17 protein-coding genes are annotated in these 19,398 nt (G+C 62.8%); 6 read left to right on the plus strand and 11 right to left on the minus strand.

Annotation, left to right across the window (positions count from 1 at the left end; translation table 11 throughout):
• Window positions 1-156: 156 nt before the first annotated feature.
• Window positions 157-1,107: an ATP-grasp domain-containing protein gene (locus tag CDI09_RS15830; protein ID WP_265001009.1), complete on the plus strand. Its 951-nt coding sequence runs from the start codon at window positions 157-159 to the stop codon at window positions 1,105-1,107.
• Between the two features lie 249 nt (window positions 1,108-1,356).
• Here CDI09_RS15830 and CDI09_RS15835 read toward each other — a convergent pair whose 3' ends face one another.
• The 4 genes from CDI09_RS15835 to CDI09_RS15850 form a co-directional block, all read right to left on the minus strand.
• Window positions 1,357-3,075 (minus strand): OprO/OprP family phosphate-selective porin, encoded by a 1,719-nt coding sequence (locus CDI09_RS15835; RefSeq protein WP_408884505.1) that lies wholly within the window; start codon window positions 3,073-3,075, stop codon window positions 1,357-1,359.
• A 155-nt stretch (window positions 3,076-3,230) separates the two neighbouring features.
• Window positions 3,231-4,223 carry a phosphate ABC transporter substrate-binding protein PstS gene (gene pstS, locus CDI09_RS15840; RefSeq protein ID WP_078526287.1) on the minus strand — a complete coding sequence of 331 codons (993 nt, stop codon included), beginning with the start codon at window positions 4,221-4,223 and terminating at the stop codon, window positions 3,231-3,233.
• A 174-nt stretch (window positions 4,224-4,397) separates the two neighbouring features.
• On the minus strand, window positions 4,398-5,840 hold the full coding sequence (locus tag CDI09_RS15845) for a mannose-1-phosphate guanylyltransferase/mannose-6-phosphate isomerase (protein ID WP_078526286.1): 1,443 nt from the start codon (window positions 5,838-5,840) through the stop codon (window positions 4,398-4,400).
• Between the two features lie 132 nt (window positions 5,841-5,972).
• On the minus strand, window positions 5,973-6,740 hold the full coding sequence (locus tag CDI09_RS15850; protein WP_236944481.1) for a hypothetical protein: 768 nt from the start codon (window positions 6,738-6,740) through the stop codon (window positions 5,973-5,975).
• A gap of 354 nt (window positions 6,741-7,094) precedes the next feature.
• Here CDI09_RS15850 and CDI09_RS15855 point away from each other — a divergent pair, with 354 nt between their 5' ends.
• Genes CDI09_RS15855 through CDI09_RS15865 form a run of 3 tightly spaced genes read left to right on the plus strand, consistent with a single transcriptional unit; the run spans window position 7,095 to window position 10,451 of the window.
• Entirely contained in the window at window positions 7,095-8,663 is a 1,569-nt protein-coding gene (locus CDI09_RS15855) for a hypothetical protein (protein ID WP_078526284.1), read from the plus strand.
• Window positions 8,660-9,463 carry a glycosyltransferase family 2 protein gene (locus CDI09_RS15860; RefSeq protein ID WP_078526276.1) on the plus strand — a complete coding sequence of 268 codons (804 nt, stop codon included), beginning with the start codon at window positions 8,660-8,662 and terminating at the stop codon, window positions 9,461-9,463. Before CDI09_RS15855 ends, CDI09_RS15860 begins: the two co-directional genes overlap by 4 nt.
• Before the next feature lie 49 nt (window positions 9,464-9,512).
• Window positions 9,513-10,451 (plus strand): glycosyltransferase family protein, encoded by a 939-nt coding sequence (locus CDI09_RS15865; RefSeq protein WP_078526274.1) that lies wholly within the window; start codon window positions 9,513-9,515, stop codon window positions 10,449-10,451.
• On the opposite strand, the gene CDI09_RS15870 is transcribed toward CDI09_RS15865, so the two are convergent.
• From CDI09_RS15870 to CDI09_RS15875, 3 genes are read right to left on the minus strand one after another with little or no spacing between them, the layout of a single operon-like run.
• Window positions 10,434-10,703, minus strand: a complete 270-nt coding sequence (locus CDI09_RS15870; protein ID WP_205836595.1) for a hypothetical protein — start codon at window positions 10,701-10,703, stop codon at window positions 10,434-10,436. The two genes, CDI09_RS15865 and CDI09_RS15870, sit on opposite strands and share 18 nt — an antisense overlap.
• A 27-nt stretch (window positions 10,704-10,730) precedes the next feature.
• Window positions 10,731-10,883: a hypothetical protein gene (locus CDI09_RS18320; RefSeq protein ID WP_165399157.1), complete on the minus strand. Its 153-nt coding sequence runs from the start codon at window positions 10,881-10,883 to the stop codon at window positions 10,731-10,733.
• A 22-nt stretch (window positions 10,884-10,905) separates the two neighbouring features.
• Entirely contained in the window at window positions 10,906-11,190 is a 285-nt protein-coding gene (locus CDI09_RS15875; RefSeq protein WP_078526270.1) for a hypothetical protein, read from the minus strand.
• A 133-nt stretch (window positions 11,191-11,323) separates the two neighbouring features.
• Between CDI09_RS15875 and arfB the strand changes: the two genes are divergently transcribed.
• The gene (gene arfB, locus CDI09_RS15880) at window positions 11,324-11,731 is read left to right on the plus strand and encodes an alternative ribosome rescue aminoacyl-tRNA hydrolase ArfB (RefSeq protein WP_078526268.1); all 408 of its coding nucleotides are present in this window, start codon (window positions 11,324-11,326) and stop codon (window positions 11,729-11,731) included.
• 72 nt (window positions 11,732-11,803) lie between these two features.
• Here arfB and CDI09_RS15885 read toward each other — a convergent pair whose 3' ends face one another.
• The 3 genes from CDI09_RS15885 to CDI09_RS15895 are packed head-to-tail and all read right to left on the minus strand — an operon-like array spanning window position 11,804 to window position 17,578.
• Window positions 11,804-13,300, minus strand: coding sequence for an efflux transporter outer membrane subunit (locus CDI09_RS15885; RefSeq protein ID WP_078526266.1), 1,497 nt, complete (start codon window positions 13,298-13,300; stop codon window positions 11,804-11,806).
• A 4-nt stretch (window positions 13,301-13,304) separates the two neighbouring features.
• Window positions 13,305-16,430, minus strand: coding sequence for an efflux RND transporter permease subunit (locus CDI09_RS15890; RefSeq protein WP_078526264.1), 3,126 nt, complete (start codon window positions 16,428-16,430; stop codon window positions 13,305-13,307).
• A gap of 5 nt (window positions 16,431-16,435) precedes the next feature.
• Complete coding sequence (locus CDI09_RS15895) at window positions 16,436-17,578, minus strand: efflux RND transporter periplasmic adaptor subunit (protein WP_078526262.1); 1,143 nt, start codon at window positions 17,576-17,578, stop codon at window positions 16,436-16,438.
• Window positions 17,579-17,769: 191 nt separating this feature from the next.
• On the opposite strand from CDI09_RS15895, the gene CDI09_RS15900 reads away from it, so the two are divergent.
• Window positions 17,770-18,462: a TetR/AcrR family transcriptional regulator gene (locus CDI09_RS15900; RefSeq protein ID WP_236944479.1), complete on the plus strand. Its 693-nt coding sequence runs from the start codon at window positions 17,770-17,772 to the stop codon at window positions 18,460-18,462.
• A gap of 131 nt (window positions 18,463-18,593) precedes the next feature.
• Here the strand turns inward: CDI09_RS15900 and CDI09_RS15905 are convergent, their stop codons facing one another.
• Window positions 18,594-19,130: a hypothetical protein gene (locus tag CDI09_RS15905; protein WP_146220926.1), complete on the minus strand. Its 537-nt coding sequence runs from the start codon at window positions 19,128-19,130 to the stop codon at window positions 18,594-18,596.
• Window positions 19,131-19,398: the final 268 nt, after the last annotated feature.

The raw sequence follows: 19,398 nt of genomic DNA on the forward strand, positions 1-19,398 counted from the left end.
CCATCCAGAATGCCTCCTTCAGAGAATGGTCTGCATCCTATGAATCACATTTTTAAACCGATGGGTACCCCGTGAGTCAGGCCAAACAATGGTTGGTATGAGCGTTCGCTCGGGCAGCCTGAATTCTTCAGCTATGCCCAGACGCGGCTCAAGCTGATCGATGCGCTCCGGGCCAGAGGCGTGCCTACCCCTGCCGCAGCCGCCCTCGACACGGCGCAGGACGTGCGCGCGTGGTGCGCGCGCACACCCGGCCCGTGGGTGCTCAAGCGTGACCGGAGCTGGGGCGGGTCAGGTGTGGTCATTGCCGATACGCCGCCCGAGGCCATGGCGGCCTTCCGCCGCCTGTCGCAGCCCGCGCGCATGGCCTGCGCGCTGCGCGTGCTGCTGGCGGATCGTGACATCTATTCCTTCATGGAGGCCTCGAGCCGCCGCCCCATGCCGGTGGTGGCACAGGCGCATGTTAGCGGCATGCCCGCCAATATCATGGTGGCGTGCTGGCGCGGCAAGGTGATTGCCACGCTGGGGGCGAACGTGGTGGCCTATCAGGGGCGCACGGGGGCGGCCACGGTCATCGAGATCACCGAGGCTGCGGATATGGTGCACGCGGCACGGGTGGCATGCGGCAGCCTGCAGCTTTCGGGTTTTTTTGGGCTGGATTTTGTGCGTTGCGCCAAAACCGGCACCTATCACTTCATAGAAATGAACCCGCGCCTGACCCAGATCGGCCATCTGTGCCACAACGGCACAACACTGATCCGCAGCCTGCTGCACCATGTACGGGGCACGCAGGTCGCCATTACCTCACCCGACATGCTGGACCTTGGCGCACGCACGCTCGTGGCCCTGTTCCCGCAGATATTGCGCGCGGAAGCCGATAGCGTGCGCAATGCCTCCGCGTGGATCGACATTCCGTGGCGGCACCCGGCCCTGGTGGAGGAACTGCTGCGCCGCCCCTGGCCGCGCCGTGGCTCGGTAGCCCGGCTGGAAGAACGCCTGCGCCCCAACATGCCCTACGGCAAATCGGTGGACCGCAGCGAGGCCATGGGCAAGCTCTCCACCCTGCTGCAGGCGGGCATGATAACCGACATGCCGCTCGCACTCCCGTAAGCTCCCCGCCGTTCACACCCGAATACGGACTGCATGAATGCAAACGGGCCGCATGGCATCACCATGCGGCCCGTTGCGTAACCATGAGGGCACCTGCCCCCTTCAATGCGGCTTGCCGTGGTGACCTGAAGGCGGGGTAAAACACCCCCCACGGAACATGCAAAAATCAGGAACGCGTCTGTCGTAAAGCTTTTTTCAAAACTTCAGGAAACGCCGCCTGCATGAAACAGGGGCGCACCCGGAAGACTGTTAGAAAGCGGCCTGGATACGACCGGCCACCGAATTGCCATGGCGGCCCAGAATATTGGCGGCCACGCTGTTGTCACTAACGATGAAGTGGTTGAAATCAAGCATGAAGCGGAAGTGACGGTTGGGATACCAGTTCAGCCCGCCGGACCACACCGTCTGCTGGCCACCGCGCACTGCCGTCATGGCGTTGCTCAGGCCGCTGTTCAGGTCGGCCACACTGTAACGGCCGGTGAGTTCCAGCGCGCCCCAGTAGCCATGGGCGGGGTCAAATGCATGCTCGACACCCGGTGCGGCGAATGCGCCTTCCTTGATGTTGTAGGTACGCGGCTTGCCAAACAGGGTGTAGTTGGCCGAGCCATAGTAACCCTGGAAGTTCACCGTGCCGCCATTGTTGTTGACGTTCTGGTAGCTGCCGCCGGTGTTGTCGCCACGCGTAATGCCGATATGGTAGTATTCCCCCTTCAGTGTCAGGCGCTTGTAGCGGAAGCCCAGTTCGGGGCCAGCCGACCACACGCTACCCACATTGCCCACGGTGGCGGAAAGCAGCTTGGTGGTGGTCAGGTCAACTTCCGGCTGCTCGGACAGTGTTATGCTACGCTGTCCGCCCGGATTGCTCGAAGTAACCTGCGCTACCTTGAGGGCCGTGATACCCGACAGGCCCACATGCACGTCGATGTCTTTCGACACATACGGTCGGCCCGCAACGCGGAAGGTCGCACCGGTCTGGCTATCAAAGGTTGAGGTTGAGTGCTTGCCATAAGTCTGGCCTGTCACGTAACCGGCAATCCACCAGCGCTTGGCGTAATGCAGCGCGCCCAGGCTCATGCGCGCGTCACCGGCTGCGATGTTACGCACCATGTCGGTAATGGCGGGGCGTTCCATCATCTCGAATTCGTTCGAGCTTTCGGAATCTTCTTCCGTCACACGCGGCTGGAAGTAACCGGCGGTGATGACGGTGTTATGAAAGCCCGCATAGTTCAGGTTGGCTTCATAGAGCTGCGAGGTGGACGTGCCATCCGCAGTCGATGAGCCGAAATCCGGGGTGATATTGGCAATCCAGTTCTTGTAACGGAACGAGATGGGGATACGCAGGCGGCGGGCGTTTTCGGTCAGGCTGCCATAATCGCCCTTGGTCTCGCCCTTGCGGGGGGACATGCCCATGAAGCCGCCGATATCTTCATGAAAGGCCAGACCGATGGACATGGCGTACATCCCGTCTTCCGACGAGATTGTGGGGCGGCCACCGGGGAAGCCGACCATCATGCCGCCAAGGTGCAGCGCCTCGTCCTTTTCCGTCGCGGCGCGGAAAGAAGCCCAGGAGGAAGAAACGCCACGATCGGATGGCGGCGTGCCAAGATCGGCGTGCTGCATCACGCTTCCAAAATTGCTACCCGTGCCGGTGTCGCCACCGATATGGATGTCACGCGCGTAGCTTTCGGGCAGGGGCTGGCCATTGGCGGCAGCCACCCGGCGGGCCTGGGCCGCGTTGGCGGCCGGGGTGTTGGGGGCGTGCACTTCCGCACGGGCAAGGCGCTGGCGCAGGACACTGATCTGACCTGACATTTCACGCCGCATTTCCTGCATTTCGCGCTGCAGGGCCTGAATCTGGGCAGCATCGGAAGCCGATGCCGCATGAGCTGACTGCAGGGAGCACGCCCCCCACAGGGCGGAGGAACCAAGCAACAGTGAAGCAGCTGAGCGGCGAATCATATTAACCATTCCGTAATGAAGAATGGGTTCATTTAAGGGCGTGACACAGTTTTGTGTGTTATGTTTCCAATACAGTTTCATGAAGGTTTTATGACAATCCTCCATACAGAAAAACCGCCCGGAAACCGGGCGGCCCTGTTATATCATTACTGGGTTGGCTGATTTTATTTGGCGCTGTCCCACTGGCGCAGGATCTCGGTCTTGACCGTGGCCGGAACCGTTACGTAATCCAGCTTGTAGGCAGCGGCATCCCCGCTCTTGAGCGCATAGCCAAAGAACTTGCGCACGGCTGCCCCATGGTCGGCCTTGGCGGTGGGCACCGGCACGAGCACATAGGTGGGCGAGACAATCGGCCACGCGCCAGCGCCCGCGGTATCGAGCAGGTCAACGGCGAAGTGGGAGGCATCCTTCCAGTCCGCAGCCTCGGCAGCGCTCTTGAAGCTGTCCATATCGGGGGCGACATATGCGCCGCTATGGTTCTTCAGCTTGACGGTTACCATGTGCGCGTTGGCGGCGAAGGCATATTCGACATAGCCGATCGCGCCCTCGGTGTTGCGCACGGAAGCAGCCACGCCATCATTGCCACGCGCGCCAATGCCGCCCGGCCAGGCGATGGAAGCGCCCGCGCCCTGCCCCTCGCGCCACTCGGGCGAGACACGGGCGAGATAGCCGGTAAACACCGCCGTCGTGCCCGAGCCATCGGCGCGGTGCACGGTGGCGACTGCCGTGTCAGGCAGTTTTACGCCGGGGTTGAGGGCTGCGATGCGCTTGTCGTTCCACTGCTCGATCTCGCCGCGATAGATGGCAGCAAGCGTGGGGCCATCAAGCTGGATCTGGTTGGCGGCAATGCCAGGCAGGTTGATGACCGGCACGATGCCGCCCATGACCGTGGGGAACTGGAACAGATGGGCATTTTCCAGCTTCTGCGCATCCATCGGCACGTCGGATGCGCCAAAATCAACCGTGCCCGCCAGGATCTGGTTCTGCCCGGCGGAGGAGCCGACCGTCTGATAATTCAGGTTGATGCCCGCAGCACTGCGCGCATCCGCCCCCCAGGCGCCATAGATGGGTGCGGCGAAGCTGGAACCGGCCCCTGTAATGTCAGCGGCATGGGCCATGACGGGCAGGGCGCTTGCCAGAAGGGCACAGGTAAGCATTCGAGCAGGAAAGGACATAATACTCATGTTCTCCGACATGAAGAATACAGACGCGTCTGGCCTTGCAGCCGACAGGCCGGAGAATAAAAAATTAACATCCGTAATAAAAATGATATGTCCATGACAGTTTTATGAAGGAAATATGAACCCTCCCGATCCCTGCCATGGCTCCACTCAGGCGCGGCTGTACGCATCCTCCAGCCGCACGATGTCATCCTCGCCCAGATACGGGCCGGACTGCACCTCGATCAGGGTCAGGGGAATGCGGCCAGGGTTTTTCAGCCGGTGCGTGGCCCCGAGCGGCAGATAGACGCTCTCGTTCTCACGCACCAGAATGTCCTCCCCATTGCGCGTGACCTGCGCCGTACCTTCCACAACCACCCAGTGCTCGGCGCGGTGGTAATGTTTCTGCAGCGACAGCATCCGCCCCGGCTCCACCACAATCCGCTTGACCTGGAAGCGGGTGCCCACGATCAGCGTTTCATAAAAACCCCAGGGGCGGTAGCGGCGGCGATGGGCGGTGGCTTCCGGGCGATCGGCCTTTTTCAGCTGCGCCACGATGGTTTTTACATCCTGCGCATGATGCCGGTGAGTCACCAGCACTGCATCCTCATTGACCACCACCAGCAGATCCTCCACCCCGCTCACCGCTGTCAGGATGCCATCGGTGCGCACGTAGCTGTTGGTGGTGTTATTAAGCACCACATCACCACTGACCACATTGCCCGCGCCATCGGACGGGCCGAGCTCCCACAGCGCATCCCAGCTACCCACGTCCGACCAGCCGAAATCACCCGGGATGACGGTCATGAGGTCGGTGCGCTCGGCCACGGCGTAGTCAATCGAGATATCGGGCGAGGCCGCGAATGCGGTGGGGTCCAGCCGTTCAAAATCAATGTCCGACCGCCGCTCGCGCACGGCCACGCGCATGGCGGCGAGAATGGCGGGCTCGAATTTTTCCATTTCCTGCAACAGGGTTCGTGCCGTGAACACGAACATGCCCGAATTCCATAAAAAACGCCCCGAGCCAAACATGCGCTCCGCATTGGTGGCATCGGGTTTTTCAACAAACCGCTCGACCGCGAAAGCGCCGTCATAACCCGCAAGCGGCGCCCCTTTTTCAATATAGCCATAGCCGGTCTCGGCCCGCGTGGGGGTCATGCCGAATGTCACGATCCGTCCTGCCCGCGCCACCCGTGCCGCGAGCGCAAGCGCGGGGGCGACGTTTTGCGGTTTCTGCATTGCGGCATCGGCAGCCATGATCCACAGCACCGCATCGGGGTCGGTCTCGGCCGCGAGCAGGGCGGCTGCGGCAATGGCGGGGGCGGAATTGCGCCCGACCGGCTCAAGCAGGATGCGCGGCGCGGTTATGCCCACCTCGCGTAACTGTTCGGCCATGATGAAGCGGTGCTCGTTATTGCACACCACGATTGGCGCGCTGAAACCCGGACCGTGGCTGCGTAGCGCGGTTTCCTGCACCATGGTGCGCTGCGAGACCAGCGGCCAGAACTGCTTGGGGTAGGCACTGCGCGAGACGGGCCACAACCGGCTGCCACTCCCGCCTGACAGAATGACCGGAACCACGGACAGGGCAGGATGCGGGAGGGAAGCGGTCATGGAGACTCCTGAAGGAACGGGGCGCGGGATATCCACAAAGCGTTTGAAAATGACGGAAGTTCTGGGCCGCGCCGCCTTATTGCAAAACCCGCCCCGGATATTTCGGTCAGCGCCCTGTTCCAAAGCGCGCCCTTAGTGAATTTTCTGGGCGTCGGCGCGCAGCACGTCAAGCGAGGCGCGCAGTTGCATCGCCTTCTCGAAATCATTCATCTGCTCGCGCTGGTCGGCAAACAGGATGGCGTCGATGCGCAGGACCAGCTTGCGCAGCCGCCAGAACTGCTCGGCATCGACAATCAGCGTACGCGACATGTCCTCCAGCGCGCCAACCTGGATGTATTTGGTGTTGTGGATGGGGTCATCATGCAGCTCCTCCACGAAAATGGGCACGAAACACAGCGCGACCGAACAGGGCGCGGGCGTGAAGGGGCGGGTCTCGTGCCCGTCATATACCTTGACGCGGCTGATATCGAACTTGGCGTATTCCTTCAGCAGCCACGCCATCTGGGTGGGGGGCGCCATGCGGGCGAAGTCCTTGCGGGTGACGTCGAGAAAGACCTTGCGGTCCCTGATGATGGTCTGGTCATCGATGGCAAGCTGCTGGGCAAAGGCCGCTTCCTCCTGCGAATGCTTGATCAGGATATTATGCCTGGCGAAATTCGTCTCGCTCTGCGTGTTCCAGCGCAGGTAGCCCGCAAATACCGCTCCCAGGCACAGCAGCATCGGCACGCTCATGCAGGCCCACCAGTGCCGCCGCGCAAAGGCCCGCAGGCCCTTATCTTCATCCATCCGGGTCGGATACATGCACCCGATCTCCCTGTCTGTGCCCCATGCGGGCCCCGAGGCCCCATGCGTCGGGCCGTGGCGCGCCACGCCGGGAGGCACCGCTTTTCCAGCCGTCATGATAGCAGAAGGCCAGCAAAGCTGTCATGCGGCGGGCATGCACGGGGCTGGCCCCTGCCCTCCGCCCATGCCGCGGCCCTTCTGGTCAATCCCGATACCATATCCATCATGATTGATAATACCAGTAAGGCATAGCCCGATACCGATGCCGGGACTCACGGCGCAGGCCCGCGCCATGGCAGGCCAGCCCGCATAACCGGGCTTTTATGACTGCACGGTACAGGATACGGCCTGCAACCCGCGCCCGCGCACCAGAAACCGCCGGTGCAATAATCAATTCTTAATGGATGTGCCCTAGCAGGAGGGATGTGCCCCCGGCACGCTCCCCAATGCCCCCAGCCAAGGTAAGAACCATTGTCCGCGGACCTGCTCCTGACACTGACACCGACGGAACAACAGGACCTCCAGCAGATCAGGGAGTCTGGCCAGTTCGACGCCGCCTTCTATCTCGCCACCTATACGGATGTGGCCGGATCGGAACTTGATCCCCTGCTGCATTACGTCAAGTACGGCTACCGTGAAGGCCGGCAGCCCAACCGCAACTTCCGGCCCGATGCCTACCTGATCCAGCACCCCGATGCGGGTGCGCGTAACCGCAACCCCTTCATCCACTTCCTGCACACGCATGCGGGGTGCCATGTGGCCCATCAGGGCCTGCTCACGCGCTTTCACCTCGAGGACCTGAGCATCGGCGTGCGCACGCTCGAGCAGCTGCCGTTTTTTGAACCCGACGCCTACCACGACAGCAACCGCGACCTTAACCGCGACATGACGGACATGGCCGAGCATGCCCTGCTGTATGGCGTGCCCGAAGGGCGGCGCATCTTCAGTCCGCTGCGTGTATCCGAAACACTGGGCGCGCTGTGCGCGGCAAAGGGGCTGGATGATGCGGATTACCTCGCCCCCGGCGGCGCGGTGCCCGAAAGCATCGGCGTTTATTACAATTCGGCCGGGAATGTCTTCATCCATGAAATCGCGGCCGACCTGCATCGCAGCCTGAACGATGCCGGGCTGGACTGCCGCCTGCTGGATGAGACCGCCAGCATCGATCACCGGCCCGCGCTGTGCATTTTCGTCGCCCCGCATGAATTCTTCCACCTCGGCCGCGGGCGGGACTGGGCCACGGGCGCCATCATCCGCGATGCCATCATGTTCAATACCGAACAGCCCCAGACCCTGTGGTTCGAGCGCGGCCTGCCCTTCCTGCTCATGGCCGCAGGCGTGATCGATATCTGCCACCAGATGGCCGAGAGCTTCCGGCAGGCGGGACTGCCCGCCATCCATTTCACTCCCACGATCGGCACCGAGCGGGATTACCTGCAAAAAGACGACATGCAGCACCCCATGGTGCGTATCCTGCCGCCTGCGTGCCGCAAGCGCCCCGACCCTGCCACGCCGTTTGCGGCCCGTGAGCTGGATATCAGCTTTTTTGGCGGCCTCTCGGCCCACCGCGAGAAGTTCTTTGCGTGCAATGCCGGTTTCTTCTCGCAGTACCGCACCTATTTCTACTACCGCAAGTTCACCACGCCCATCGATACCAGCCCGCGTGACCGGCCGCTCTCGCGCCTTGCCGCCCATGTGGCGGGGCATTCACGCATTGCGCTGAACATCCACCGCGATGATTACGGTTTTTTTGAATGGCACCGCATCGTCAAGGGCGCCATGGCCAATGGGGCGGTGGTGGTGTCCGAGCCGTGCCTGCCGCATCCGGTGTTTCGGTCGGGCGAGCATTTCCTTGAAGAAACGGGCCGCCATATCCCCAACCTGATCGAATGGCTCACCCACACGCCAGAGGGGCTGGCAAAGGCCGAGGCCATCCGCCTCAGCGCCCTGAAACTGATCGGCACGCCGTCGGGCAACCGGGCATGCTGCACGCGCATCCGCGACTTTATCGCCCATGTATGGAGCACACCGGAAGAATGAACATCGCTGCCCCCTGGATGGCGACCGACCAGACCGCCTTCGCCTTCAAGCACCGCCGCAGGAAGCCTGCCGACCTGGTCAGCCTGTGCGTCACCAACTTCAATTATGGCCGCTACATCATCGAAGCGCTTGACTCCCTCGCCGCCCAGACCCACCCGGCCCTTGAACTGGTGGTGGTGGATGACTGCTCGGACAAGGACGACTCTGTAGCCCTCATCACCGCGTGGATGGAGGAAAACCATGCGCGTTTCTGGCGCTGCACCCTGGTCGTGCATACACGCAACCTTGGCCCTTCAGCAGCGCGCAACACCGCGTTTCGCCATGCGGGCGGAGTGTTCGTGTTTGTTATGGATGCGGATAACATGATCTACCCCCGCGCCATCGCCCGCCTGCATGAGGCAGCGGTGGATGGCGGGTTTGACGCCACGTACTGCCAGCTTGAATATTTTGGCAAGGAACAGCGCATCGGCTCGGCCGACATATGGGACCCCGCCCAGATCGTGCGTGAAAACTACGTGGATGTAATGGCCCTGCTGCGCCGGGAGGCCTGGGTAGCGGTGGATGGCTACAGCCACATTGACGAAGGCTGGGAAGACTACGATTTCTGGCTGAAATTCATCGACCGCGACTTCCAGGCCGCCTACGTGCCCGAGATCCTGTGCCGCTACCGCGTGCATGGCAATTCACGCACCACCAACGAGGCATGGGTCGCGCATGAAAGCCTGCGCGCCATCATGGCGTTCCGTCACCCTGCGCTGAGCGCGCGTTACCGCCAGTCGCCTGCTGCCGCCAGACCCTGAAAACAGCCGCGTATTCCCGCCCACGCCGTCCTGTGCTTATATTGCGGCCATGACGCCGCCTGACTGCCCCGAAATGCCTGCTGTCCGCCGCATTATCGTAACCGGGTGCGACCACGCCTATTTTGAACTGGTGGCCGAACTCATCGCCTCCATACGCAACCATACCGACACGACCATCGCCGTGATCGACTGCGGCATGACGGCAGGACAGCGCGCATTGCTGCACGCGCGGGGCGTGCGGGTCCTTGCGCCCCATATCCCCGATTACGCACCCCGCCGGGCACTGGCAAAGCGGCCATGCCTTGCTATCAATATCAGCAAGCTGTGGCTTGACCAGATGCTGCCCGATTTTGACCTGATCCTGTGGCTCGATGCCGATACATGGGTGCAGGACGGGCAGGCGCTTGAACGGATGTTTGCCGCAGCCGCACGCCAGACCCTCGCCATCGTGCCCGAAATCGGCGCCAAGCTGGCCAATCTTCTGGGTGTGCGCTGGATCTGTCCCGGCTGGATGCAGATCCGTTCGTTCCTGTATAAAAACGCCACCCGCGCCCGGCTGCCATTTGCCATCCGCAAGCGCATCGGGGCCAGGCCACTGCTCAATGCGGGCGTGTTCTGCCTGCACCGGCAGGCTCCCATCTGGCCGGTGCTGCGCAAGTGGCAGGCGCAGATCCTGCCCCGGCGGCACATGGCCTTCACGCAGGACCAGCTCTGCATTGCGCTGGCCGTGTATATCGATGGCCTGCCCGTGACCTTTCTCGATAACAGCCACAACTATCTTGGCCCATGGCTGCTTGATGAACGGACCGGCACGCTGGCCAACCTGTTCTTTCCGCATGCGCCGGTGGGCATCGTGCACATGGCCTCGCAAAAGGCCATGCGCAGCAGGCTGGAGAATACCCTCACCATCCCGACCGTGCAGGGCGGCACGGCTGCGGTCAACCTGCGCTATGGCGGCATGCGGGCGCTGTCAGGCCGCGGGGGTTGAGGCAGCACTGCCCTGCTTTTCAGCGCGGGCGGTCTGCACACGCTCGGCGGCCTTGCGCAACTGCTCGGCAAGGTTGAGGGCCAGTTCAGGCGGCAGCACGGTAACCACGCGCCTGTCCCCTTTAGGCATATGCTCGGGTGCGGTCGCCATGAACAGGTCCATCACCACGATGGAATCCTGCACGGCCTCCGCCCCGCAGCTGACAGTAGGATAGACCACGGCCCGACCGGCGGCGTCGCGTTCCTCTTTCATGATGGATTCCCCTTCAGGCGGGCGCATTCAGCGCGTGGTGGGGCGTGACGCATCACGCCGCAGTTGCAGGTTCAGGTCCTGTATCGTCTTGCGGGCCTGTGCGAGTTCTTCACGCAGCCGCGCGAGTTCCGCCTTCAGCGCCACGATTTCTGCCCGCAGGGCAGGAGGATGATCGGCCATATGCAACACCTTCCTTGCAAAATCAGGTTTTTGGGGCGCTCGATGCAAAGCGGGCGCGCACCTGCTCGAACAGGGCGCGCGCGGCCATGTCCTTCGTATCGGTATGTTCAATGTGATGACGCATGCGGGCGGCGATTTCATCGGCATGCAGCACGCTGGCATCGACAAGCATCTGCATGAGGTCCATGACAACGATCTGCTGGGCCGCGATCATCTTGACCACGGGCATGACCTTGGCCTGCGCCGCATCGCCCGCCGCCTGCGCCAGAACCTTGCGCAACTGGTCCGTTTCAGCCTGATCGTTCATGATTGTGTTCCTCCGCTCTTGTCATCACGCGGCAGGCATGGTGATAGCAAACAGCCCGTACAGCAATGCCGCCCGCGCAGGGCCGCTCATAGGCGGATGCCGCATCTGCCACCCTTCAGGACCGTAAACCGCCATGTCACCCCCCACCATCCCCGATGATGAATTACATGTGACCTATATCCTGGCCTCGGGGCCGGGCGGGCAGAACGTCAATAAGGTGGCAACGGCGGCACAGTTGCGTTTCGATGCGCGCAATTCCCCTTCGCTTTCCACCCGGATCAAAAGCAGGCTCATCACGGTGGCGGGCAGCCGCATGACGGCGGATGGCGTGATCGTGCTGACCGCGCGCCGCTTTCGCAGCCAGATCCGCAACCGCGAGGATGCCGTGGCCCGGCTGCATGAAATGATTGCCGAGGCCAGCCACGTGCAGGCCTACCGCGTGCCCACCCGCCCTTCGCGCACGCAGCGCCGCAAGCGGGTGGACAACAAGAAGCACCGCAGCCGCATCAAACAGGGCCGCAGCGGCAACCACATGGACTGAGAAGAAAAAGAGAAAAGCTTCGAAAGAATGCCGCCTTTTTGCAAAAAGGGCAGCACCCGGAAACGTCTCTCGTCATCCCTTCCCGGCCACCTGCTGCCCTTTTGGCGGCTTGGGCACGGGGGTATGGGCCGTCCAGCCGCCGCCAAGGGCGCGGTAGAGGGTGACAAGGTTCTGGTAGCGCGACACCGCAATCGAGATCTGCCACTGCTGCGCCTGCAGCAGCGTGCGCTGCGACACCAGCGATGTCAGGTAGGAATCCGTCCCGGCCCTGTAGCGCATCATGGCCAGGTTGTACGCATCAGCCGAGGTCGAGACATACCGGTCCATCTGTGCCGTCTCGTCGCGATAGGTGTCACGCGCGGCCAGCGCATCCGCCACTTCGCGGAAGGCGGACTGCACCGCCTTTTCATACGCCGCCGCCTTTGAGGCGCGCATGGCGCGCGAGGCCTTCAGGTTGCCGCTGTTCTGCCCCCAGTTGAGCAGGGGCACCTGCAACTGCGGCGACACGCCCCATGTGGTCGCGGCCGATGTAAACAGCTTGTGCGGCTGCAGGCTGCTGATGCCATCGGATGCGGTGAGCGTGATGCGCGGATAGAACGCCGCCTTGGCCGCACCGATATCGGCGTTGGCGGCCATCAGGTCATGCTCGGCGGCCATGATGTCGGGGCGGTGCTCGAGCACCTCCGCCGGCAGGCCCGGCGGCAGGTCCTGCATGATGGTCTGCTGGCCCAGCGGATGGGCGGGAGGCAGGTTATCGGGGATGGGCTGGCCGATGAGCATGGTCAGCAGGTTTTCATCCTGCCGCACATGCCGCCGCGATTCATCACGGAAAGCGCCGCTCTGCGCCACCTGTGTTTCATTCTGGCGCACGGTCATCTGGTCGGTCTCGCCATGGGCGAAGCGGGCCCTGACCATCTCCAGCGTGGCTTCCTGCGAGGCCATCGTCTCATCGGACAGGCGCAGCGATGCCTGATCGCCCAGCCATGAAATATAGGCCGTAGCCACCTGCGAGATGATGCTGATCAGCATGGCGCGCGCGTTTTCACGCTGCATCAGCGCATGTTCCGCCGCCTCACGCGACATGCTGCGGATGCGCCCGAACAGGTCGATCTCATACGACGAGACGCCAATGCCCATCTGGTAATATTTGAACATGGGCGGGCTGCCGGTATCGAGGCCAGGCGCAAAGCTCAGACCCGCGGCATCCGACGGCCCCTGGAACATCGCCTCGCCCCCGCCGCTGATGGCGGGGAACAGGCTGGCGTGCTGGATGTCGAACTGCCCCTGCGCGCGGCGGATATCGGCCGCCGCCTCCCGCAGGTCGCGGTTCTGCCGGATGGCGATGGCAATCAGCGCCTTGAGCCGGGGGTCGGTAAAGAATTCCTCCCAGCCCAGATTGGCTGCAAGCGGGTTTTCAGCCACCGCATCACCCGTGGTGGCGTAAGCGGGCCATGCCTGGGCCAGCGGCGGGGTGGGGCGCTTGTAATGCGGGATCATGGTGCAGCCCGCCAGCAGCATGGCCGCCAGCGTGGCGGCGCCCGCCCGCCTGAGTGTGGGGAGAACGGTCATGGCATTACGCTCCCTTTGTCCGCTCGGACAGGCGCTTGACACGGAACAGACGCAGCACCACCACAAAGAACAGCGGCACGAAATACACTGCCAGCAGGGTTGCCGTGAGCATGCCGCCCACCACCGCCGTGCCGATCGCGACACGCGCGGCCGAACCGGCCCCCGTGGCGATGGCCAGCGGAAACACACCCACCACGAAGGCGATGGAGGTCATGAGAATGGGGCGCAGGCGCTCGCGGCCTGCCTCGAGCACCGATTCCTCAAGCGTTGCCCCGTTCTCGAAAAACGCCTTGGCGAATTCCACGATCAGGATGGCGTTCTTCACCGCCAGCCCCACCGTGGTCAGCAGCCCCACCTGGAAATACACGTCATTGGCCATGCCACGCAGCAGGGTGGCCACGATCGCGCCCAGCACGCCCAGCGGAATGACCAGCAGCACGGCAAACGGAATGGCCCAGCTTTCATACAGGGCGGCCAGGCAGAACAGGATGACAATCACCGCCAGCGCGTAAAGCGGCCCGGTGGAAGAACCCGAGGCCATCTGCTCGAACGACAGCCCGGTCCACTCATACCCAACGCCTGTGGGCAGCTTGGCCAGGATCTCCTTCATGGCAGTGATCGAATCCCCCGAGCTGTAGCCAGCGGCGGGCTGGCCAAGGATTTCGAAGGCATTGAGGCCGTTATAGTCCTCGACCTTCTGCGGCCCCATGATCCACTGCCCGGACACGAAGGCGTTGAACGGCACCATGCCGCCGGCGGCGTTGCGGATATACCATTTGTTCAGGTCATCAGGGATCATGCGCGCATCGGGCTCACCCTGGATGTAAACCTGCTTCACGCGATCATCACGCAGGAACTGGTTGACATAGATCGACCCCAGCGCACCCTCGATGGTGGTGTTGATGTCGGCAATGGTGATGCCCAGCGCGTTGGCCTTCTCGCGGTCGATATCGAGATGGAACTGCGGCGCATCTTCCATGCCGTTGGGGCGCACGGCGGTCAGGCGGCGGTCCTTGGCCGCCATGCCCAGCACCATGTTGCGCGCCGCAAGCAGCTTGGTGTGGCCAAGGTGGCCACGATCTTCAAGTTCAAGGTCGAAGCCGGTGGCGTTGCCGAGTTCCAGCACGGCGGGCGGGTTGACGGCGAAGATCTGGGCGACCGGGTCCATCCAGAAATGCATCATGATGCGCATGGCAATCGCCGCCGAGGTCTGGCTGGCGGCGGGCCGCTCATCCCAGTCCTTGAGCCGGATGAAGAACGCGCCAGCGCTCTGCCCCTGCCCTGCAAAGTTGAACCCGTTCGTGGAATAGACGGATTCGACGTTGTTGCCCTCGGTCTTGAGAACATAGTCGGCCACCTTGCGGTTGACGGCCGCCGTCTCCTCCAGCGTGGCTCCCGGGGGCATGGTGACCTGACCAAAGATCAGGCCCTGGTCCTCATCGGGCAGGAAGCCGCCAGGCAGGCGCATGAAGAGCCAGCCCACGCCAACCGTAATCAGCACGAACACCAGCATGGACAGGCCCGCATGCCCGAGCACACGCCCCACGCCATTCTGGTAGGCTGTGGTCATGCGCGCGAAATGGCGGTTGAACCAGCCGGCGGCCCCGGTGGTCTTTTCATGCGCGCCGGGCTTGAGCATGGTCGCGCACAGGGCTGGCGTCATGACCATGGCCACCACCACCGAAAGCCACATGGCCGCGACGATGGTGATGGAGAACTGCCGGTAGATCACGCCCGTCGAGCCGCCAAAGGCCGCCATGGGCAGAAACACCGCCGTCAGCACCAGCACGATGCCCACCAGCGCGCCCGAGATCTCGTCCATCGACTGCCGGGCCGCATCACGCGGGGAGAGCTTCTTCTCGGTCATGACGCGCTCGACGTTTTCCACCACCACGATGGCGTCATCGACCAGCAGGCCCACGGCCAGCACCATGGCCAGCATGGTCAGCGTGTTGATGGAAAAGCCAAGGGCGGCAAGGATGCCGAACGTGCCCAGCAGCACCACCGGCACCGCGATGGTGGGGATCAGTGTCGCGCGGAAGTTCTGCAAGAACACCAGCATGACAAGGAACACCAGCGCGATCGCCTCGATCAGCGTAATGACCACTTCCTTGATCGACAGCACGATGAAGGGTTCGGTATCGAGCGGGTAGACGGTCTTGAGCCCCGGCGGGAAGAACTGCTCGAGCTCCTTGATCTGCTCGCGCACCGCATTCTCGGTCTGGAGCTGGTTGGCGCCGGGGGCAAGCTTGAGCGCCATGCCCGAGGCCGGCATGTTGTTATAGAAGGAATGGGTATTGTAGGTCTGCGGCCCCAGCTCGACATGGGCCACGTCCCGGATGCGCACCTGCGAGCCATCCTGCTGCACCTTGAGCAGGATCTTCTCGAACTCCTCGGGCGCGCGCAGGCGCGTCGGCCCGATGATGGTCGCATCCAGCCGCGCGCCCTTCACCGCGGGCACGCCGCCGAGTTCACCGGATGAAACCTGGATGTTCTGCGTCTGGATGGCGGTCTGCACATCGCCCACGGTCAGGCCGTATTTGTACAGCTTCGACGGGTCGAGCCAGATGCGCATGGCGTATTCCGCGCCGAACAGCGTGTGGTCGCCCACGCCGGTCACGCGGCTGAGCGGATCGGAGATGTTGGACGCCACGTAATCGGCAATATCAGCGCCGCTCATGCTGTTGTCGGTCGAGATGAAACCGAGGACCATCATGAAGTTCTTGACGGCCTTGGTAATGCTCAGGCCCTGCGCGGTCACTTCCTGCGGCAGCTTGGGCTGGGCGAGCTGCAGTTTGTTCTGCACCTGCACCTGCGCGATGTCAGGGTTGGTGCCCTGCGCGAAGGTGAGGTCGATTTCCATCTGCCCCGAGGCATAGGACTGCGAGGAGATGTATTCGAGGTGATCGAGCCCGAACATCTGCTGCAGGATGGGGCGCACCACCGTATCGTTCACCGTATCGGCCGAAGCGCCCGGATAGGTCACGGTAATGGCGATCTGGGGGGGAGCTATGGAGGGATACTGCGCGATGGGCAGGCGGAAGATCGACACCCCGCCCACGAGCATGATGATCAGCCCGATCACCCACGCGAAGACGGGCCGGTCAATGAAAAAGCGCGACAGAGACATGGGGGTTATCCTGCCTTGGCCGGTTCGGCCACGTCCTGCGGGGTTACGGTGTCACCGGGATGGATTTTCTGCACCCCCTCAAGCACCACGCGCTCACCGCTTTTCAGGCCGCCCGTTACCAGCCAGTCCGTGCCGATGGCCTGCCCTACCGTGATGGCGCGCAGGTTGACCTTGTTATCGGCATCGACCACCCATACCTGCGGGTCACCGTGGGAGTTGCGCTGCACGGCCTGCTGCGGCACCAGCAGGGCGTTGGGGTCCAGGCCCTCGGCCAGCTGGGCGTGCACGTACATGCCGGGCAGCAGCAACCGGTCGGGGTTGGGCATGACCGCGCGCACCACGACGGTGGCGGTAGCTTCATCCACGTTGACTTCCGAGAATTCCATGCTGCCGGAATGCTCGTAGGTCGTGCCATCCTCCAGGGTGATGCTGATGGAGGCGGCATTGTCGCCCGCGCGCGTCAGCCGCCCCTGCGCCAGTTCGCGCCTGAAGCGCAGCAGTTCGGTCGCGGGCAGGTTCACATCCACGTAGATCGGGTCGAGCCGGGTCACGATGGCGACGTTGTTTGTCTGGTTGGCGGTGACCAGCGCGCCCACGGTCAGGATGGAGCGGCCGATCCGCCCGGTGATCGGGGCATTCATGTGGGTGTAACCCAGATCGACCGTGGCGCGCTCAAGCTGGCCCTTCGCACTCAGGATATCGCCCTGGGCCGCGCGCTCGGCGGCCAGTGCGTCATCATATTCCTGCTGGCTTACGGCGTGGGCCTTGAGCAGCGGCCCGTAGCGGTTAAGCTTGGCGCGCGCGGTGACCTCGCTGCCCTGGGCGTGCAGAAGCTGGCCCTGCGCGCTGTCCACCGCCGCCTGATAGATGCTGGGATCGATCTGGTAGAGCTGCTGGCCCACCTGCACGTCCGTGCCTTCAACGAACAGCCGCTTCTGGATCACGCCGCTGACCTGCGGGCGCACCTGCGCGATCTCGAACGCTTCGGTGCGGCCGGGCAGCTGGGTGTGGATTTCCACCGGAGCGGCCTTGAGCGTCAGGACCGTGACAGGCTGCGGCGGCATCTTGGGGGCGGCAGCATGCTTCTGGCACCCCGCAAGGGCAAGCATCAGAGCCGCCGGGGCTACGACACGGGAATATTGCATCATGGTCACCAACCGGCTTGAGGGCCGTAATCTAAAAATGTTTCTGAATCACGTCCGTGCTGTTTGCCGCACATGGCCGCCATATGAAAGCCAAATAAGGAAACCATTTGGTTTTCAATGGATGGAAAACTATATCGTCTCCATAAAGCGGTCAAGCAGGGCGCCCATTCAAAAATGGCCGGAGCAGATTACGAATGAGCAAGATTGGACGGGAAGGACACGGCACCATGCATGATAACTGTGATACCCCGCGCCGCGGCCCCGGTCGCCCCCCGGAAATGGAGGAATGCGAACGCCGCGAACGCATTCTTGATGCGGCAAGCGAAGTGTTGCAGAAATGCGGCTATCATGCAGCCTCGATGGACAAGGTGGCCCAGCATTCGGCCATGTCCAAGCGCACGCTGTACCTCATGTTCCATTCCAAGCAGGATCTGTTCCGCACGCTGGTCAGCAGCAGGCTGTTCAATGTCAGCCCCGGCAAATGCCTGCACATGGCCGACCCGGCAGAGGAACTGACCGAACTGCTCATGCGGCTTGGCGGTGTGATCCTGCGGCCTGACCGCATCAGCCTGATCCGGGCACTCGTTACCGAATCGCCACAATCGGAAGATATCCGCCAGATCCTGACCAGCCTGCGCGCGGGCGGAAAGGACAATGTGCTCACCACCTGGCTCGACCGCTACGTGCGGGCGCGAAACCGGTCCGTGGAGGATATATCAATGTACAGCAGCATGCTGTTTGGCATGACCATCGGCGACCTGATGCTGCAAAGCCTGGCCTGCGCGCCCGACCGCCCATGGAGCGAGCAGGGCATGCGCCCGCGCTTTTACAAGGCGGTGCAGATTTTTCTGGCGGGCTTCGCGGATGGTTGCCCTGCGGCTTCATAGAATAACTGAAAACAGCGCCACGGCTTTTTGGGGATGCCGCCTTTTTTCCTGAATCGGGTGGCCCCTGAAGCTTTTGGGAAAAAGCTTCCCCAGAAACTTCCTTACTTATTTTTCTGAACAGGCTGTGCGCTTCAGGCGGTCAGGCGGGCCTGCCCGGCTGTCGTGTCCCCTGCGGGCGCCATTTCATACGGCCCTCCGGCCAGAACCTCCAGGCACAGCACGCCCAGCATGCCAGGGTGGCGCGGGCCGAGATGCAGCAGCGCCTGTCCATCCGTCCAGCGGCAGGGTTCGGGGCGCAGGGCGTAAAAATCATCATGCCAGCCCGCCGGCGCTTTCTGGGCCAGATGCATTACGATATGCCGGGCCACGGTGCCTTCAAACAGCTTGATATGCCGGACCAGCACGCCACGCGGGCGGCAGTCATCGCCGCACGGGCGAACCATGCTAACCGGACGGGTCGTGCGGGACACGATCCGCACGGCGCCGATACCGGGCGGCAGCATGAAAACCGCATAGCGGTTGGCGTCACGCATCCTGCTGATCGTGACGCCTTTATCAGTCGTGAGGCGGAGATCGGCGTCATGCGTTGTTCCGGCGGATGCGGGCTGCGCGCCCTCCGGCTCGGGGTTCATGCCTGTCATGGCGCCGGTGAGAGGCATATCCCCCACATGGCTGCCACCCCTGCCATACCCGCCCCTGCCGGAACGGTTCATACCTGTGGTTAGGCCACCAGACATTTTCTCCCCCCCATGGCATAAATTCCAGTTCCGGCAAGGCAACAGCACCAAAACTGACATGGAGGAAAAATATCGGCCTAAAGAATTAAGAATGCTCTAACAGCCTGTCGGGTTGGGGTACCCTGTGAAGGGGTAAGGCTGTAGAGTGTCGCGATGAGCCGCTTCATCCCGTTTGACCGATCCCAGCCGTATCTTCTGC

Origin of the sequence: Komagataeibacter nataicola, assembly GCF_003207795.1 — a bacterium.
Lineage (GTDB): Bacteria > Pseudomonadota > Alphaproteobacteria > Acetobacterales > Acetobacteraceae > Komagataeibacter > Komagataeibacter nataicola.

Coding starts and splice junctions, on each gene's coding strand:
- CDI09_RS15835 (WP_408884505.1), bottom strand. CDS start 3,075: ATGGTTAATATGATTCGCCGCTCAGCTGCTTCACTGTTGCTTGGTTCC.
- pstS (WP_078526287.1), bottom strand. CDS start 4,223: ATGCTTACCTGTGCCCTTCTGGCAAGCGCCCTGCCCGTCATGGCCCAT.
- CDI09_RS15845 (WP_078526286.1), bottom strand. CDS start 5,840: ATGACCGCTTCCCTCCCGCATCCTGCCCTGTCCGTGGTTCCGGTCATT.
- CDI09_RS15850 (WP_236944481.1), bottom strand. CDS start 6,740: ATGACGGCTGGAAAAGCGGTGCCTCCCGGCGTGGCGCGCCACGGCCCG.
- CDI09_RS15860 (WP_078526276.1), top strand. CDS start 8,660: ATGAACATCGCTGCCCCCTGGATGGCGACCGACCAGACCGCCTTCGCC.
- CDI09_RS15865 (WP_078526274.1), top strand. CDS start 9,513: ATGACGCCGCCTGACTGCCCCGAAATGCCTGCTGTCCGCCGCATTATC.
- CDI09_RS15870 (WP_205836595.1), bottom strand. CDS start 10,703: ATGAAAGAGGAACGCGACGCCGCCGGTCGGGCCGTGGTCTATCCTACT.
- CDI09_RS18320 (WP_165399157.1), bottom strand. CDS start 10,883: ATGGCCGATCATCCTCCTGCCCTGCGGGCAGAAATCGTGGCGCTGAAG.
- CDI09_RS15875 (WP_078526270.1), bottom strand. CDS start 11,190: ATGAACGATCAGGCTGAAACGGACCAGTTGCGCAAGGTTCTGGCGCAG.
- arfB (WP_078526268.1), top strand. CDS start 11,324: ATGTCACCCCCCACCATCCCCGATGATGAATTACATGTGACCTATATC.
- CDI09_RS15885 (WP_078526266.1), bottom strand. CDS start 13,300: ATGACCGTTCTCCCCACACTCAGGCGGGCGGGCGCCGCCACGCTGGCG.
- CDI09_RS15890 (WP_078526264.1), bottom strand. CDS start 16,430: ATGTCTCTGTCGCGCTTTTTCATTGACCGGCCCGTCTTCGCGTGGGTG.
- CDI09_RS15895 (WP_078526262.1), bottom strand. CDS start 17,578: ATGATGCAATATTCCCGTGTCGTAGCCCCGGCGGCTCTGATGCTTGCC.
- CDI09_RS15900 (WP_236944479.1), top strand. CDS start 17,770: ATGAGCAAGATTGGACGGGAAGGACACGGCACCATGCATGATAACTGT.